A 16,149-nucleotide genomic window follows, 5' to 3' on the forward strand; every position below is an offset into this window, starting at 1 on the left:
TGGACGAGGCCGAGGAGCCAGCCATGAGGACGGGGAGCATGACCGCGGACGTGACGACGAGTGAGCTGCAGGACTTCGACGCGCTGACCGCGCGCTACCAGCGGGAGCTGCTGGCCCACTGCTACCGGATGAGCGGGTCGGTCCACGAGGCCGAGGACCTGGTGCAGGAGACGCTGCTGCGGGCGTGGCGCGCCAGCGCGGACTTCGAGGGGCGCTCCAGCGTCCGGACCTGGCTCTACCGGATCGCGACCAACGTCTGCCTGACCAACCTGGAGGGGCGTCCGCGACGGCCGCTGCCGACCGGTCTCGGCACGACCGACGTCGACGCCGCCGACCCCCTCGACGCCCAGCCCGAGATCCCGTGGCTCGAGCCGATCCCCGATGCCGCGGTGCAGGTCGAGCAGAAGGACACGATCCGGCTCGCCTTCGTCGCCGCCCTGCAGCACCTGCCCGCCCGGCAGCGTGCCGTGCTGATCCTGCGCGACGTGCTGCGCTGGTCGGCGGCCGAGGTGGCCGAGGCGCTCGACACCACCGCCGTGGCGGTCAACTCCGCCCTGCAACGCGCCCACGCCCAGCTCGACAAGCGTCGCCTCGACGCCGACAGCGTCGACCGCGAGCTGTCCGACACCCAGCGCCAGCTGCTCGAGCAGTACGTCGAGGCCTTCTGGGACAAGGACATCGACCGCATCGTCAGCCTGCTCACGGCGGAGGCGACGTGGGAGATGCCGCCGTTCACGGGCTGGTACGCCGGGGCCACCACGATCGGCGAGCTGATCGCCACCCAGTGCCCCGGTGGCAGCCACGACATGCCGATGCTGCCCACCCGGGCCAACGGCCAGCCGGCGTACGGGCTCTACATGCGCGGCCCCGAGGGCGACTTCGTGCCCTTCCAGCTGCAGGTGCTCGAGCTCGAGGGAGACCGGGTGCGCCACGTCAGCGCGTTCCACGGCGCCGAGATCTTCGCCCGGTTCGGGCTACCCGACCGGATCGACGGCCAGGGCCGATGACGACGGCGCTCGCGGGCGCCGTCGAGCTGCTGGACCGGTCGCTGGCGTGGACCCGGGTCGCCCTCGCGCAGGTCGAGCCGGTGCCGGGGACCACGCCCACGCCGTGCCACGGCTGGTCCGTGGCGCAGCTGCTGCACCACATGGACGACGGTCTCGACGCCTACACGGAGGCCGCCACGGGCCAGGTGGCACTGCGTCCGACCCCCGGTCAGTCCCGGCTCGACTCGATCCGGCTCAAGGCGTGCGCGCTGCTCGGCTGGTGGGTCGACCGGCCGGCCGCAGAGGTCGACATCGGCGACCACAGGCTGCCGGCCGAGGTGGTGCTGGGTGCGGCGGCGCTGGAGATCACCGTGCACGGCTGGGACCTGCGCCAAGCCGCCGGTGAGCCGGCGCCGATCCCGGAGGCCCTCGCCCGACCGCTGCTCGAGGTCGCGCGGGCCCACGGCGCCGTGCGACCCCCGTGCCTCTCGCCCGTCAGCGCCACCCCCCGGGTACCGGACGACAGCGGCTCCTGGCGGTTGCTGGCCTGGTGCGGCCGCACCTGACCAGACCACACCCGAGCCGTCGGTACCAGTTTCGGCGCTATCGCCACCGCGGCACCGGTGTGCCTCCTAGCCTCCTCGCATGCCTGTCACGCACGCGACGACGTCGACCGCCGACATCGTCCGACAGGGCCGCATCACCGAGGCGCTCGAGATCCTCGAGGCCCACCCCGACCCCGACGTCGAGGAGCTCGCCCTCCTGCTGGAGTGCCGGATGGCACGCGGGGAGATGGAGCTCGCGGTCCGGGTCTCCGAGCGGCTCGCTGCTGCCCCGCACCGGACCGGTGACGACGAGCGACGGGTCGCGATGGCGATGGGCGAGCTGTGGGCCGCCACGGGCCGTGACGACGACGCGGTCGCCTCCTTCCTGCTGGTGGGCAAGCAGTCGGTGGACGACGAGGACCCGGTGTCACTGCCCTGGCGAGCCAGCGCGTCGGTCAGCCTGATCCGGCTCGGCCGGCGCCAGGAGGCGGAGGAGCTCGCCGAGGAGCACCTCGAGGTGGCCCGCGCCGACGGGTCGGCGTACGCCGTCGCGGGGGCGATCCGCACCGCCGCGGCCGTCTGCGTTGCCGCCGACCGGCGCGAGCAACTGCGGGAGGCCCTGGTGCTGGCCGCCGGCCACGACCGCCTGGTCGCCCAGGTCGCCACCGACCTCGCCGGTCTGCTGGCGCTCACCCCCGGGCCCGCGTCCCGCGAGGAGGCGGTCCGGCTGCTGCGCGGTGCCGAGGACTACGCCGACGCCGAGGACCTGTGGCCGCTGCACACCCGCGTCCGCCGCCTGCTCGAGCGCCTGGGCGAGACCGCGCTCGTGCCGCGCAGCGAGGCGGTCGCCCGGCTGAGCGACGCCGAGCTGCGGGTGGCCCGGCTCGCGGCCCGCGGCCAGACCAACCGCACCATCGCCGAGCAGCTCGGCGTCACCGTGAAGGCGGTGGAGTGGCACCTCTCCCACGCCTACCGCAAGCTCCACGTCGGCGGTCGCACGGAGCTGCCGCGGGTGCTGCGTCTCAGCTGAGCACCGTCATCGACGCACCGTGCCCGTGGGTCCACGCCCGGGCCCGGCCGTCCACCCCCAGCACGAAGGTCGCCATTTCCTCGGGGACCTCGGGCCCGGTCCGCGTCACCTCCGGCAGCACCCGCTTGCCCTCGTTGCTGATCCAGTGGCAGCGGCCGTCGGCCACGAGCTCGGTCATCATCTGGTGGAAGCGCGCCCGGTCGTCGGTCTCGAGGTAGGCGATGACCGCGGTGTGGAACACCACCACCGGCCCGTGGGTGGCCGCGTCGGCGACCAGCTCCGGGAGCAGCTCCAGCAGGTCGCCCCGGCGCAGCTGCGGCGGGTCGTGGCGCGCCACCTCGATGCCGACCCGCAGCCGCGCGCGTCGCTCCTCATGCTCGGGCCACACGAGGGTGGCGAGCCAGGCCATCGCGTCGTCGTCGGTGACGTCGAGCGGGTTGAGGTCGACGCCCCCGCGCCAGGCCACGCCCGGGACCGATGTGGCGGGCAGCTCGCCGGTCACCTCGCACGTCAGCCGGGGTCCCTCGCCGGCTCGCACCGGGCCGGCTGCCGTGTGCCACTCGTAGGACCACCGGTCCGGGTAGAGGCACAGGCCGGCGCTGGCCCCCACCTCGAGGAGCACCACCGGGTCGTGCCCGAGCTCGGCGAGGAACGGCACCAGCGTCGCGAGCCGGCCCACCTCGTTGGTCTGGGTCGACCGGCTCGAGATGGTGCCCCTGATCGCTCCCGCGTCGGCGAGCAGGGCCGCACGCAGCCCGTCGTAGGGGCCGGGCGCGGCCACCCCGTGCCAGCGAGCCGCGGCGAAGACGAGGTTCGGCTGCTGCTCGAGCGGAGGCAGGCCGGCCAGCCAGGCCAGCAGCTCCTCGTCGTCGGCGACCGCGAGCGCCCAGTCGCGCAGGCACGGGGAGCCGTCGGCGTACGCCGCGAAGTCGAGGTACTGCTCACGGACGTCGGTGTGGAGCTCCACGTCAGCCGACGGGCAGCGCCACGTAGGTGGTGTCGAGGTACTCGTCGATCCCCTCGAAGCCACCCTCGCGGCCGAAGCCGCTGGCCTTCACACCACCGAACGGCGCGGCCGGGTTGGAGACCAGCCCGGTGTTGACCCCGACCATGCCGAACTCCAGCGCCTCGGCCAGCCGGATCGTCCGCGCCAGGTCGCGCGTGTAGACGTAGGAGGTCAGGCCGTACTCGGTCGCGTTGGCGCGCGCCACCGCCTCCTCCTCCGTCGCGAAGGTGGTGATGGGCGCCACCGGGCCAAAGATCTCAACCTCGTTGATCCGCGCCTCGGCCGGTACGCCGAGCAGCACGGTCGGGTCGAAGAAGTGGCCGGGCCCCTCCGGGGCCGAGCCGCCGGTGACCACCGTGGCACCGTCGTGGACCGCGTCGGTGACCAGCTCGGCGACCGACTCGACCGCCTCGGCGTTGATCAGCGGACCCACGTCGACGCCGTCGTCCTGCCCGCGACCGACCGTGAGCGCACCCATCCGCTCGCCGAGCTTGTGGGCGAAGTCCTCGGCCACCGACTCGTGGACCAGGAACCGGTTGGCGGCCGTGCAGGCCTCGCCCATGTTGCGCATCTTGGCCACCATGGCCCCCTCGACGGCGGCGTCGACGTCGGCGTCCTCGAAGACGAGGAAGGGGGCGTTGCCCCCGAGCTCCATCGAGACCCGCTGGAGCTGGTCGGCCGACTGGCGCACCAGCACCTTGCCGACCGGGGTGGAACCGGTGAAGCTGACCTTGCGCAGCCGCTCGTCGGCCATCAGCGTCTGGCTCAGCGTCGGCGAGTCGCTCGTGGTGACGACGTTGAGCACCCCGGCGGGCAGGCCGGCCTCGTCGAGGACGGCGGCGAGCGCCAGCATCGTCAGCGGCGTCAGCTCGGCGGGCTTGACCACCATGGTGCAGCCGGCGGCCACGGCGGGCCCGATCTTGCGGGTCCCCATGGCGATCGGGAAGTTCCAGGGCGTCACGAACAGGCACGGTCCGACCGGCTTGCGGATGGTGAGCAGCCGGGTACCCCCCGCGGGCGCCTTCATCCAGCGGCCGTGGATACGCACCGCCTCCTCGCTGAACCAGCGCAGGAACTCCGCCCCGTAGGTCACCTCACCCTTCGCCTCGGCGAGCGTCTTGCCCATCTCGAGGGAGATGAGCCGGGCGAAGTCGTCGGCCCGCGAGGTCACCAGCTCGAAGGCACGGCGGAGGATCTCGCCGCGCTCGCGAGGGTCGGTCGCCGCCCACGCGGGCTGCGCCGCCGCGGCTGCGTCGAGCGCGTCCGTGGCGTCGTCGGCGCTGCCGTCGGCCACGTCGGTGATGACCGACCCGTCGGCCGGGTCGAGGACGTCGAAGCGCTTGCCGCCCTCCGCCTCGCGCCAGGAACCACCGATCCACAGGTTGCGCTGCTCGTCGGGCAGCAGCCGGAACTCGCTCATGGCGTCAGCCTTCCACCAGGTTGGGCAAATGTCTCTGATCCTCTGACAGCCCGCGGCGCTGCGTGGGATCGTTGGCGACGTCGATCGGGAGCGCGTTCTCCCGCTCGGTGAGCCCCTCGTCGACCCCATGCGGCGAGGGGCTCGGCCCATTTCGGGGACCCCTTGCCAACGGCCCCGAACCGGAGTTGCCTTCGTGTCAGGAGGTAGTGCGATGGCCGACAAGGGGACGCAGCGCAGACCAGCCGGGCAGGACCTCGAGGCGAGCAGCCCGGACCGGATCAGGAACGTGGTCCTGGTCGGGCCCGGCGGCTCCGGCAAGACCACCCTGGTCGAGACGCTGCTCGCCACCGCCGGAGCCATCTCCCGCGCGGGCTCGGTCACCGACGGGACCACCGTCAGCGACCACGACCCCGGCGAACGGACCCACGGGCGGTCCCACTCCCTCTCCGTCGCGCCGCTGGTCCACGAGGACACCAAGATCAACCTCGTCGACACCCCCGGCTACGCCGACTTCGTGGGTGAGCTGCGGGCGGGGCTGCGGGCCGCCGACTGCGCGCTGTTCGTCATCGCCGCCAACGAGGGCGTCGACGAGGGCACCCGGACGCTCTGGCGCGAGTGTGCCGAGGTGGGCATGCCGCGGGCGGTGGTGATCACCAAGCTCGACCAGGCCCGGGCCGACTACGACGGGGTGCTGGCGCAGGCCCAGGCAGCCTTCGGCGACCAGGTCAAGCCGCTCTACGTACCGGTCCGCTCGGGCGGCGAGGTCACCGGGCTGGTGGGCCTGCTCGACCCGGTCGACGACGAGCTGGCCGCGCTCCGGGGCGACCTCATCGAGGGGATCATCGAGGAGTCCGAGGACGAGACCCTCATGGACCGCTACCTCGGCGGCGAGGAGATCGACTCCAAGGTGCTCGTCGACGACCTGGAGACGGCCGTCGCACGGGCCACCTTCTTCCCCGTCGTCCCCGCCTGCTCCGTGACGGGCGTGGGTGCGACCGAGCTGCTCGACCTCGCCGTGCGCGGGTTCCCCTCGCCGGCCGAGCACCCCTCCCCCGAGGTCTACACGCCGGCGGGCAAGCAGGGGGCCGACATCACCTGCGACCCGACCGGACCGCTGGTGGCCGAGGTCGTCAAGACGACCAGCGACCCCTACGTCGGGCGGCTGAGCCTGGTGCGGGTGTTCAGCGGGACCCTGCTGCCCGACGCGCCGGTCCACGTCTCGGGCCACTTCACCTCCTTCTTCGGTGACGAGGCCGGCCACCCCGACCACGACGAGGACGAGAAGATCGGCGCGCTGTCCCACGTGTTCGGCAAGCACCTCGAGCCCGCCTCCAAGGTGGTGGCGGGGGACATCTGCGCCATCGGCCGGCTCACCCGCGCCGAGACCGGTGACACCCTGTCGCGCACCGAGGACCCGGTGGTCCTCAAGCCCTGGCACCTGCCCGAGCCGCTGCTGCCGGTGGCGATCGTCGCCCGCACCAAGTCCGACGAGGACAAGCTCTCCCAGTCCCTGGGCCGGGTGGCCGCCGAGGACCCCAGCCTGCGGGTGGAGAACAACGGCGAGACCCACCAGCTGGTGCTGTGGTGCATGGGCGAGGCACACGCCGACGTCACCCTCGAGCGGCTCGCGGAGCGCTATGGCGTCCACGTCGACCAGGTCCCGTTCGTGGTGTCGCTGCGCGAGACCTTCGGCGGGTCCGCGGCCGGCAAGGGCCGCCACGTCAAGCAGTCCGGCGGCCACGGGCAGTACGCCGTCTGCGACATCACGGTCGAGCCGCTGCCCGAGGGTGCTGGGTTCGAGTTCGTCGACAAGGTGGTCGGCGGCGCCGTTCCCCGCAACTTCATCCCCAGCGTCGAGAAGGGGGTGCGGGCCCAGATGGAACGCGGCGTCAGGGCCGGCTACCCCGTCGTGGACCTGCGGGTGACCCTGACCGACGGCAAGGCCCACAGCGTCGACTCCTCCGACATGGCCTTCCAGACCGCCGGGGCACTGGCGCTCCGGGAGGCCGCCGCGGCCACCTCGGTGACGATGCTCGAGCCGTTCGACACCGTCGAGGTCGTGGTGCCGGACGACCACATCGGCGGGGTGATGAGCGACCTGTCCTCCCGGCGGGCCCGCGTGCTCGGCACCGACAAGGTCGGCGAGGACCGGACGCTGGTGCGCGCGGAGGTGCCGCAGACCGAGCTGGTCCGCTACGCGATCGACCTGCGGTCGGCCACGCGCGGCTCCGGCACCTTCACCCGCAGCTTCGCCCACTACGAGCCGATGCCCGAGGACGTCGCCCGCACCGTCGAGCCCCGCGACCGCTGACCCCGGCCGATCCCACGGCGCGGATCAGCGGCTGCGGAGGAACGCCTCCAGGACGGGCCCGGCGGTGCTCGAGCCCGAGGGGCCGGTCTCGACGAACACCGCCACGGCCAGGTCGCCCTGGGCGCCGATCATCCAGGCGTGAGTCCGCAGCGCGCCACCGTCGGCGACGTACTCGGCCGTCCCGGTCTTCGCGAGCACCGGTGGTCCGGGCACGTCGGCGAGCAGGCTGCCGCTGCCACCGGTGACGACGCCGCGGAGCATCTCCTGCAGCGCGGCGGCCTCGGCCCGGGTGAGGGGCGGTACCTCGGCCTGCGCGACCTCGTGGTCGCGGACCAGTGAGGGCAGCACGGTCCGGCGCGCCTGGACCGAGGCGATCACGGAGGCCATCGCCATCGGTGAGGCGAGCACCTTGCCCTGGCCGATCAGGTTGGCGGCGGCCTCGGTCTCGCCCGACGCCGGCGTGACCGCACCGAAGTACGCCGGGAAGCCGAGGTCGTGGTCGACGCCCATCCCCAGCGAGGCGGCGGCGTCGACGAGGTCGCGGCGACCCAGCCGCTCGCGCTCGGCGATGAAGGCGGTGTTGCAGGAGCTGGCCAGCGCCCTGCGCAGCGGGATCCGCCCGAGGTCGCCGGGCGGGTAGTCGTCGTAGTTCTCGAAGCGCTTGCCGTCGACGACCACCGCACCGGTGCACGGCACGACGGTCTCGGGGCCTGCACCTGCTCGCAGCAGCGCGAGCGTGCTGACCGCCTTGAAGGTGGAGCCCGGCGGCGCCTGGCCGAAGGTGGCCAGGTTGTAGCCCCCCGTGCCGGGCCCGTTGGCGGCGGCGAGGATCGCCCCGCTCGACGGCTTGATCGCCACCAGGGCGCTGGCGGGGCCGACGTCGGCGAGCAGCCGCTCGGCGGTCTGCTGCAGCCCGGCGTCGAGGGTCAGCCGGAGCGGCCGACCGGGCGTGGCGTCCTGCCGGAACAGCTCCTTCTCCTGGCCGTCCGATGCCACCCGCGCGACGACGACGCCGGGGGTTCCGACGAGCTGCTCGTCGTAGCGCAGCTGCAGGCCCGACAACCCGACCTGCTGACCGGGGGCGTAGCGGTCCGGGTCCTCCTCGATCATCTCGGCCGTGGGCTCGCCGACGGTCCCGAGGATCGGGGCGGCGAACTCCCGCGTCTGTGCCAGCGGCAGGTCGGTCCGAACCGCCAGCGCACCCGGGATCTGCTGGTAGCGGGCCCCGACCTCGACGGGGATGTCGGCGCGGCGGAGCACCAGCGCCTCGACGAACGCCTGGTCACCGGCCTGCTTCACGCGCCGGGCGTACGGCGCCGGGTCGATGTCGAGCAGGACGGCCAGCTCGCGGGCGGACACCACCGCACGCCGGGCCGGCACCGCGGTCTTGTCGATCCCGAAGCGGGTCACCGGCCGCTCCGTGACCAGGGGCCGGCCGCCCGCGCCGATGATGTCGCCGCGCTCGGCGCGGAGGGCTGTCTGCTCGAGCACACCGCCCTCGCGCAGCGAGGGCTCGACCACGGCGGGGTCCCACTCGACCCGCCAGGCGTCCTCGACCAGCGTCAGCCTGGCCTCACTGGTGTAGCTCCACTCCTGCTCGGACACGGGCCAGGTCCACCCGAGCGTGGCCGTGGCCGCCTCACCCGACTCGCCCTCGACGACCTGCTGCACCGAGACGCTCGGCTCGATCTCGCCCAGGCCCTCGACGATGCCGGCGAGCTCCTCGGTCGGGTCGGCGGCATCGACGAAGACGACCTCCGCGAGGTCGCCCTCCTGCAGGCCGGACGCCAGTCGCTCGGCCACCGGCTCCGGGTCGGGTCCGGTGACGCCCTCGAGACCGGAGCAGGAGGTGGCCGCGAGCAGCAGGCCGGTGGCGGCGACGACGAGGGTCCGAGACACGACCCCTTTCTACCCAACCAGGGCGGGGGCCGCGCCTACTGCGGGCGGGTCAGGCGCCGAGTCCGGCCTTGTCGACCTGACGGTGGAACCGCATCCCGGCCAGGCCGCCGAGCATCGCGCCCACCAGGCTGACGACGAGCACGAGGACCAGGGCGATCAAGCCACCGGTGGTCAGGTCGCCCTCGCCGACGGGGATCCGCGGGAAGCTGTCGACGTCGCCGAGCACGTTGTACTCGTCTCCGGCGATCCACACGAGAGCGGCCACGACGACGGCGACGACGATGGCCCACACCCACACGGCGATGCCCTGCTTGATGCCGTCGAAGCGCGACATCCGGCCCGCGACGTAGCCGCCGCTGTAGTAGGCCACGAACAGGATGAGCAGCAGCACGATGCCGCCGACCAACCCGATCGTCTCCACCTCCGCGCCGACGGCGTCGACCGCCTCCCCGGCGGACTCGTTGCCGGTGGCGACGCCCACCGCGGTGCCGGCAGCCGTGGCCAGCGCCGTGAGCAGCACCGCCATGCCGGTGGCGGTCAGCCAACCGAAGAAGGCGGCACCCACCTTGACCCCGCCGTGCTCCTCACGCTCGCGGGCCACCACCTCGCGGCGGTCCTCGTGGACCACCTGGCGGGCGTGCGCCGGCGTGGGCTTCTCCGGACTCTCGTCCTGCTTGTCGGTCATGACTCACCCCTTCTCGCCGGGGCTGGTACCCGCGCGGCGACCCGGTCAAACCACGCGGGAATAGCCCGCGTGACCCGGCGGTTCATGTAGTCAAGTGTTCAACTACACCCCCACGAGGAGACCCCATGAGCACCACGACCCTCACCGACGTCACCGGCGACTACGCTCTCGACGCCTCCCACTCGCGGCTGGGCTTCAGCGCCCGCCACGCCATGGTCACCAAGGTCCGCGGGCACTTCGCGGACTTCGAGGCCACGGCTCACGTCGACGGCGAGAACCCCTCCGCCTCCACCGTCGAGGTGACCATCCAGGCGGCCTCGGTCACCACCGGCAGCCCGGACCGCGACGCGCACCTGCGCTCCGGCGACTTCTTCGACGTCGAGCAGTACCCCACCTGGACCTTCCGCTCCACCGACGTCGCGCGCGACGGGGCCACCTGGCACGTCACCGGTGACCTCACCATCAAGGACGTCACCCGCCCGGTCACCATCGAGTTCGAGGAGACCGGCGCCGCCACGGACCCGTTCGGCAACGCCCGGATCGGCTTCGAGGGCGAGGTCACCGTCAACCGCAAGGACTGGGGCCTGACCTGGAACGCCGCCCTCGAGACCGGCGGGGTCCTGGTCTCGGAGAAGGTCAAGCTCGAGTTCGACATCTCCGCGATCCGCAGCGCCTGACCCTCCGGCGATCCCCCGCGACAACGGCCCCGACTGGTCTGGTCGGGGCCTTTGTCGTGCCACCGGGGTCTGGTAGCAACGAGGGGGGATCGGCCTGGACCAGGAAGCCGGACACCATGCCGCCACGACACCTGCCACAGCTCGACGGGCAGCCCTTCGTCACCGACGCCGGGCTCGAGACCGAGCTGATCTTCGACCACGGGATCGACCTGCCCGACTTCGCCGCCTTCCCCCTCGTGGAGGACGCCCCGGCAGTGCTGCGGACCTACTACGAGGCCTACGCCGGCCTCGCTCTCAGGTCCGGGGTGGGGCTGCTGCTCGAGACCCCGACCTGGCGGGCCAGCGCCGACTGGGGCGACCGGCTCGGCTGGTCCGCTGCCGCACTCGACAGCGTCAACCGCGAGGCGGTCAGGCTGCTGCGGGAGGTGGTGGACGCACATCCCGAGATCTGGGCGACGCTCGTCAGCGGGCAGCTGGGACCGCGCGGGGACGGCTACCACCCCGACCACCAGCCGACGGCCGACGAGGCGGCGGCGTACCACCGGCCGCAGATCGCCTCACTGGCCGGAGGCGGGGCCGACATGGTCCACGCCCTCACGCTCACGGGGACCGGCGAGGCCGCGGGAGTGGTCCAGGCAGCCCGCGACGTCGGCGTGGCGGTCGCGGTCTCCTTCACCGTGGAGACCGACGGCCGGCTTCCGGACGGGACCACGCTCGCCGACGCGGTCGCGACCCTCGATGACACGGCGGCGCCCGACTACGTCGGCATCAACTGCGCCCATCCCGACCACATCGCCCCCGCGCTCGCACTGGAGGGCTCCTGGCGGGAGCGTGTCGTCGCCGTGCGCGCCAACGCCTCCACGAGGTCGCACGCCGAGCTCGACGATGCCACCGAGCTCGACGCCGGCGACCCGACCCGCTTCGGGGCGGCCCACCTGCCCCTGGGCGAGGCACTGCCGCGACTCACCGTGCTCGGTGGCTGCTGCGGCACCGACATCCGGCACGTCTCCTCGATCTGGGAGACCTGGTCGGCCCGCCCGCCGGTGGCCGTCTGAGTGGCGGCCACCGGCAGGACGAATATCGGTGGCCGGACGACCCGCCCCCCTGCCACGCTGGGCGTCATGGAGCTTCCCGCCGGCCTGACCTCCCGGCCACTGCAGCTGAGCGACGCCCGCGCCGTCTACGAGGTGATGGCCGCTGAGGAGCTGGCTGACGTGGGGTCGGTCGAGATCGAGGAGGCCGACGTCGTCGGCGACTGGGCGCGTCCCAGCTTCGACGTCGCTGCCTCCACCGTCGGCGTCTTCGACGGCGACCGGCTCGTCGCCTACGCCGAGGTGTCCGGCGACGACCGCGGCGACGCGGCCGTGCACCCCGACCACCGCGGCCGGGGCATCGGCACCGCCCTGGCGCACTGGATGCAGGACGCCGCCCGCCGGCGCGGGGCACCGCGCGTCGGGATGCCGGTGCCAGAGGGCTCGGCCGGCGACCGGCTGCTGGAGTCGCTGGGCTACCACGTGCGCTGGACCAGCTGGGTGCTCAAGCTCCCCGAGGGCGCCACGATCGTGGACCGGCCGCTGCCGGAGGGGTACGCCGTGCGGGCCGCCGAGACCACGGAGTACCGCGCCGTGCACACGGTGCTCGAGGACGCGTTCCTGGAGTGGTCGGAGCGCGAGCGCGAGACCTACGAGGACTTCCAGGCCAGTCTCGTGGAACGTCCCGGCTTCGAGCCGTGGCAGCTGCGGGTCGTCACCGACCCCGACGGCGAGGTCGTGGGCGCCGCGTGCGTGCAGATGGCGCGCTCCGACGACTCCCTGCCGCCGGAGGCCTACGTGGCCCGCCTGGCCGTCCGCCGCGACCAGCGCAACCGTGGCCTCGCGCAGGCGCTCATGGTCGACTCGTTCCGGGTGGGCCGCGACCACGGCGCCGAGTCGTCCTGCCTCGCCACCGACTCGCGCACCGGCGCCCTCGGGCTCTACGAGAAGGTCGGCATGCGCGTCACCTCGGTCTGGGTCAACCGCGCGATCGAGCTCTGACCGGGGCCGACCCGTGCCGGCCCCTAGTGGCGGGAGGTGTGAGGTCCGCGGCCACCACCGCAGGCACCCCGCGACACCAGGAACCAGCCGGCGAGGATGAACAGCAGGAAGGGCATCCTCGTCACCACCGCGACCGCGACCAGCACGACGGCCAGGGCCACGAGCACCGGCGGGAGCCGCCAGCCAAGAGGTCGCGTCACCGGGCCCGGCCGGCGGCTCGCCGCGGTGGAGTACGGCGCCCGCGACCCGACCGGCGCGCCCGGCAGGTCGTGGAACACCGGGTCGAGGTCGGAGCGGGTCCGCGCCTCCCAGATGCGGTCGAGGCGCTCGGAGTACTCGTCGTGGTCGAGCCGGCCTGCGGCGTAGTGCTCGCCGAGCACGCTCTGTGCCCGCTCGCGCTCCGCGTCGCCGATCCGCATCTCGGGGGCCGGGGCGCTCATCGCGGGTCCTCGTCGGCCAGCAGCCCGTAGAGCCTGCGCCGGGTCTCGATCAGCACCGCCACCGCGTCCTTGCGCTGCTGGTCGGTGCCGGAGGAGATGATCTGCCACGCCGCCGACATCAGCTGCCCGACCTCGGACTTCAGCACCGAGAGGTCCGGGCCCGCGCCCCCCTCGGGCTCCTCCGCGTCGAAAGGGGCCCAGACCTCCGCGAGCTCCTCGGGGTGCTCGGCGACGTACTGCTCGCCCTCCGGGGTCAGTCGCAGCGTGCGGCCCTTCTCGCCGTCGGTGGTGACCAGCCCCTCGTCCTCCAGCTGGGCCACGGTCGGGTAGACCGACCCGGGGCTGGGTCGCCACTGGCCGCCGGTGCGCTCGGCGATCTCCTGGATAACCTGGTAGCCGTTGCGGGGCTGGACCGCCAGCACGTCGAGGATGGCCGCGCGGACGTCGCCGCGCCGCACCTTCGGCCCGCGCTGCGGCGGCGGCTGGGTCATGCCGAAGAGCCCGGCCAGCCACGGGGGCGGCCCGGTCGTGCGACCACGCGAGGAGCCGCCTCCCCACCCGGCACCCCAGCTGCCCCAGTCGCCCTCCCAGCCGCCGTGGCTGCGGTGGTGTCCCATGACGTCCTCCCCTCGCGCGTCGGCGACAGTCGCCGATATATCGCGATATTACGCCGGGTTCGCGGAGAGTCAAGGGTGGCTGGACGGCACCCCGCACGACACCGGGGACGGCACCGCCGACGGCCACCCCGCACCCTCGTGACCAAGCCTGCGAGCCGTCGTTGACCACGCATGCGTCCCCGCCTGCTGCCGGTCCTGCTCGGCCTGGTGTCGGCCCTGCTCGTCGTCCCCACCGGCGCGCCCGCCGCCCCCGCACCACCGCGCGCGACCTCGTCGCTGACCGTCGAGGTGCTGTCCAACCGGGCCGACCTGGTCTCCGGCGGCGACGCCCTCGTCGCGGTCGAGGTCCCCACCGGCGTGCGGCCGGACCAGGTGACCGTCACCCTGGGCCGCCGCCCGGTCACCCGGCGGTTCCACGTACGCGACGGCGACCTGGTCGGCCTGGTCACCGGGCTCGCCGTCGGCCGCAACGTCGTGCGCGCCACCGCCCCCGGCCACGCCGGGAGCACGACGATCACCAACCACCCCAACGGCGGCCCGGTCTTCTCCGGCCCGCAGCTGGACCACTACCGCTGCCAGGCGACCGCGGTCGACGCCGCCTGCAACGAGCCGGCGTCGTACCGGTTCTTCTACCGCTCCACCGACCCGACCGAGACCGACCTGCAGCCCTACGACCCCGACAACCCGCCGGACGACGTGGCCACCACGACCACCGACGAGGGCGTGACGGTGCCGTTCGTCGTGCGACGCGAGTACGGCTACCAGGACCGCGACCGCTACACGATCCTGCAGCTCTGGCAGCCCGGGCAGCGCTGGAAGCCGTGGGCGCCCCAGGAGCAGTGGAACCACAAGCTGCTGATCACCCACGGCGGCAACTGCGGTGCGTCCTACACCCCGGGCGGCACCCCCCTCGCCGACTACTCCGGCACCCTCGACGGCGTCCCCACGGTGACGCCGAGCTACGTGACCGCCCTCGGCCGCGGCTTCGCGGTGGCCTCGACCGCCTTGGCCAACACCGGCCACAACTGCAACGTCGCGATGGAGGCCGAGTCGTTGCTGATGGTCAAGGAGCGGCTCGTCGAGCAGTACGGCGAGCTGCGCTACACGATCGGCACCGGCTGCTCCGGCGGATCGATCGCCCAGCACACCATCGCCAACGCCTACCCCGGGATCTACCAGGGGCTGGTCACCACCTGCTCCTACCCGGACACCCTGACCGCGGGCGCACAGTTCGCCGACTACCACCTGATGCGGCTCTACTTCGAGGACCCCTCGCGCTGGGGCCCGGGCGTGGCCTGGACGCCGGTGCAGATGGCGGCGGTCGAGGGTCACCTGTCCCACGTCAACGCCGTCACCGCCGACGAGGGGCTGTTCAAGGCGGCGCTCGACCCCGAGCACGACTGCTCGGGCACCGTCGACCCCGTCGCGGGCGACCCCGCCACCCGCTACGACGCCGAGATCAACCCCGGCGGGGTCCGGTGCTCGGTGCTCGACATCATGGTCAACCTGCTCGGTCCGCGGCCCCGGGCCGACTGGACGCCCCAGGAGCAGGCCGCCGGGCGCGGCTTCGGCGGCGTGCCGTTCGCCAACGACGGCGTCCAGTTCGGCCTGCGCCAGCTCCGGCAGGGGCTGATCACCCCCGCCCAGTTCGTGGACCTCAACGAGAAGCTGGGCGGCCTCGACGTCGACTCGCGGTTCGTGCCCGAGCGGATCACCGGCGACCAGACGGCCATCGAGAACGCCTACCGGACCGGGCTGATCAACGAGGCCACCAACCTCGACGAGGTCGCCATGATCAACCACGGCGGCCCCGACCCCGGCATCGCCCACGACTACGCCCACGCCTTCTGGACCGAGGAGCGGCTGCTCGCCGACCAGGGCCACACCGACAACCGCGTCATGTGGTTCGGACCGACCCCGCTGATCGGTGACCCGCAGTGGGCCAACGAGGCGCTCGTGGCGATGGACGGCTGGCTGGCGGCCGTGGAGCAGGACCGCCGCGACGTACCCCTCGCGACCAAGATCGCCGAGGACCGCCCGGCGTCGGTCACCGACCGGTGCGTCGTCGACGCCGCCGGACCCGCGTGCTCGGTCGAGGAGCTGCAGGTGCTGCAGACCCGACTGTCGACGCCGCGGCAGGAGGCCGGCGGACCCCCCGCCAACGACAACGTCGCCTGCCGGCTCCGCCCGTTCTCGCGCGACGACTACGGGCCCGCCGGCGCGCTGTTCACCGCCGAGCAGTGGGCGCGGCTCGAGACGCTCTTCGCCGACGGGGTCTGCGACTGGTCGCAACCCGGTCGCGGCGTGGGTGCCGCGGAGACCTGGCTGCGCTACGGCGCGGCCGACGGCGGCAACGTGTACGGCGGAGCTCCGCTGCGTCGTGCACCGTCCGGATCCGGGGACGGCTGGTTCTCGCCGTCGTTCCGGGAGCTCTGGACGCGCTAGCCAGGAGGTGCCGTCCGGCGAGAGGGTGCTGCCCGCCGGACGGCACTCTTCTCTA

14 protein-coding genes are annotated in these 16,149 nt (G+C 73.3%); 8 read left to right on the top strand and 6 right to left on the bottom strand.

Going from position 1 to position 16,149, the window contains the following annotated elements; all coding sequences use genetic code 11:
* Positions 1-23: 23 nt before the first annotated feature.
* The 3 genes from K6T13_RS16730 (at position 24) to K6T13_RS16740 (ending at position 2,561) form a co-directional block, all read left to right on the top strand.
* Entirely contained in the window at positions 24-1,007 is a 984-nt protein-coding gene (locus K6T13_RS16730; RefSeq protein ID WP_249423843.1) for a sigma-70 family RNA polymerase sigma factor, read from the top strand.
* Positions 1,004-1,552, top strand: a complete 549-nt coding sequence (locus K6T13_RS16735; protein WP_222895646.1) for a maleylpyruvate isomerase family mycothiol-dependent enzyme — start codon at positions 1,004-1,006, stop codon at positions 1,550-1,552. The genes K6T13_RS16730 and K6T13_RS16735 overlap by 4 nt, the downstream gene beginning before the upstream one ends.
* Positions 1,553-1,631: 79 nt before the next feature.
* Positions 1,632-2,561, top strand: a complete 930-nt coding sequence (locus K6T13_RS16740; RefSeq protein WP_222895647.1) for a LuxR family transcriptional regulator — start codon at positions 1,632-1,634, stop codon at positions 2,559-2,561.
* Here K6T13_RS16740 and K6T13_RS16745 read toward each other — a convergent pair.
* Positions 2,554-3,528 (bottom strand): DUF2332 domain-containing protein, encoded by a 975-nt coding sequence (locus K6T13_RS16745; protein ID WP_222895648.1) that lies wholly within the window; start codon positions 3,526-3,528, stop codon positions 2,554-2,556. The genes K6T13_RS16740 and K6T13_RS16745 overlap by 8 nt on opposite strands.
* 1 nt (position 3,529) lies before the next feature.
* Positions 3,530-4,987, bottom strand: coding sequence for an NAD-dependent succinate-semialdehyde dehydrogenase (locus K6T13_RS16750; RefSeq protein WP_222895649.1), 1,458 nt, complete (start codon positions 4,985-4,987; stop codon positions 3,530-3,532).
* Between the two features lie 211 nt (positions 4,988-5,198).
* Between K6T13_RS16750 and K6T13_RS16755 the strand changes: the two genes are divergently transcribed.
* Positions 5,199-7,298, top strand: coding sequence for an elongation factor G-like protein EF-G2 (locus K6T13_RS16755; RefSeq protein ID WP_222895650.1), 2,100 nt, complete (start codon positions 5,199-5,201; stop codon positions 7,296-7,298).
* Between the two features lie 24 nt (positions 7,299-7,322).
* Here K6T13_RS16755 and K6T13_RS16760 read toward each other — a convergent pair whose 3' ends face one another.
* Positions 7,323-9,197 (bottom strand): penicillin-binding transpeptidase domain-containing protein, encoded by a 1,875-nt coding sequence (locus tag K6T13_RS16760; RefSeq protein ID WP_222895651.1) that lies wholly within the window; start codon positions 9,195-9,197, stop codon positions 7,323-7,325.
* A 49-nt stretch (positions 9,198-9,246) separates the two neighbouring features.
* Entirely contained in the window at positions 9,247-9,882 is a 636-nt protein-coding gene (locus tag K6T13_RS16765; protein ID WP_222895652.1) for a hypothetical protein, read from the bottom strand.
* 125 nt (positions 9,883-10,007) lie between these two features.
* Between K6T13_RS16765 and K6T13_RS16770 the strand changes: the two genes are divergently transcribed.
* The 3 genes from K6T13_RS16770 to K6T13_RS16780 all read left to right on the top strand — a co-directional run bounded on the left by K6T13_RS16770 (position 10,008) and on the right by K6T13_RS16780 (position 12,592).
* Positions 10,008-10,559 carry a YceI family protein gene (locus tag K6T13_RS16770; protein ID WP_222895653.1) on the top strand — a complete coding sequence of 184 codons (552 nt, stop codon included), beginning with the start codon at positions 10,008-10,010 and terminating at the stop codon, positions 10,557-10,559.
* Between the two features lie 116 nt (positions 10,560-10,675).
* Positions 10,676-11,614: a homocysteine S-methyltransferase family protein gene (locus tag K6T13_RS16775; RefSeq protein ID WP_222895654.1), complete on the top strand. Its 939-nt coding sequence runs from the start codon at positions 10,676-10,678 to the stop codon at positions 11,612-11,614.
* Between the two features lie 66 nt (positions 11,615-11,680).
* Positions 11,681-12,592: a GNAT family N-acetyltransferase gene (locus tag K6T13_RS16780; RefSeq protein WP_222895655.1), complete on the top strand. Its 912-nt coding sequence runs from the start codon at positions 11,681-11,683 to the stop codon at positions 12,590-12,592.
* 23 nt (positions 12,593-12,615) lie between these two features.
* Here the strand turns inward: K6T13_RS16780 and K6T13_RS16785 are convergent, their stop codons facing one another.
* Together K6T13_RS16785 and K6T13_RS16790 are read right to left on the bottom strand one after the other, a co-directional pair.
* Positions 12,616-13,032 carry a DUF1707 SHOCT-like domain-containing protein gene (locus K6T13_RS16785; RefSeq protein ID WP_222895656.1) on the bottom strand — a complete coding sequence of 139 codons (417 nt, stop codon included), beginning with the start codon at positions 13,030-13,032 and terminating at the stop codon, positions 12,616-12,618.
* A complete protein-coding gene (locus tag K6T13_RS16790; protein WP_222895657.1) occupies positions 13,029-13,649 on the bottom strand; it encodes a PadR family transcriptional regulator in 621 nt (206 codons plus the stop codon). The genes K6T13_RS16785 and K6T13_RS16790 overlap by 4 nt, the downstream gene beginning before the upstream one ends.
* A gap of 171 nt (positions 13,650-13,820) precedes the next feature.
* On the opposite strand from K6T13_RS16790, the gene K6T13_RS16795 reads away from it, so the two are divergent.
* On the top strand, positions 13,821-16,094 hold the full coding sequence (locus K6T13_RS16795) for a DUF6351 family protein (RefSeq protein ID WP_222895658.1): 2,274 nt from the start codon (positions 13,821-13,823) through the stop codon (positions 16,092-16,094).
* Positions 16,095-16,149: the final 55 nt, after the last annotated feature.

This window comes from Nocardioides coralli (genome assembly GCF_019880385.1).
Lineage (GTDB): Bacteria > Actinomycetota > Actinomycetes > Propionibacteriales > Nocardioidaceae > Nocardioides > Nocardioides coralli.

Bases quoted from the DNA above. Each gene is read 5' to 3' on its own strand.
- K6T13_RS16780 (WP_222895655.1), top strand. From the start codon at position 11,681: ATGGAGCTTCCCGCCGGCCTGACCTCCCGGCCACTGCAGCTGAGCGAC.
- K6T13_RS16765 (WP_222895652.1), bottom strand. From the start codon at position 9,882: ATGACCGACAAGCAGGACGAGAGTCCGGAGAAGCCCACGCCGGCGCAC.
- K6T13_RS16750 (WP_222895649.1), bottom strand. From the start codon at position 4,987: ATGAGCGAGTTCCGGCTGCTGCCCGACGAGCAGCGCAACCTGTGGATC.
- K6T13_RS16795 (WP_222895658.1), top strand. From the start codon at position 13,821: ATGCGTCCCCGCCTGCTGCCGGTCCTGCTCGGCCTGGTGTCGGCCCTG.
- K6T13_RS16740 (WP_222895647.1), top strand. From the start codon at position 1,632: ATGCCTGTCACGCACGCGACGACGTCGACCGCCGACATCGTCCGACAG.
- K6T13_RS16770 (WP_222895653.1), top strand. From the start codon at position 10,008: ATGAGCACCACGACCCTCACCGACGTCACCGGCGACTACGCTCTCGAC.
- K6T13_RS16755 (WP_222895650.1), top strand. From the start codon at position 5,199: ATGGCCGACAAGGGGACGCAGCGCAGACCAGCCGGGCAGGACCTCGAG.
- K6T13_RS16785 (WP_222895656.1), bottom strand. From the start codon at position 13,032: ATGAGCGCCCCGGCCCCCGAGATGCGGATCGGCGACGCGGAGCGCGAG.
- K6T13_RS16790 (WP_222895657.1), bottom strand. From the start codon at position 13,649: ATGGGACACCACCGCAGCCACGGCGGCTGGGAGGGCGACTGGGGCAGC.
- K6T13_RS16735 (WP_222895646.1), top strand. From the start codon at position 1,004: ATGACGACGGCGCTCGCGGGCGCCGTCGAGCTGCTGGACCGGTCGCTG.
- K6T13_RS16730 (WP_249423843.1), top strand. From the start codon at position 24: ATGAGGACGGGGAGCATGACCGCGGACGTGACGACGAGTGAGCTGCAG.
- K6T13_RS16775 (WP_222895654.1), top strand. From the start codon at position 10,676: ATGCCGCCACGACACCTGCCACAGCTCGACGGGCAGCCCTTCGTCACC.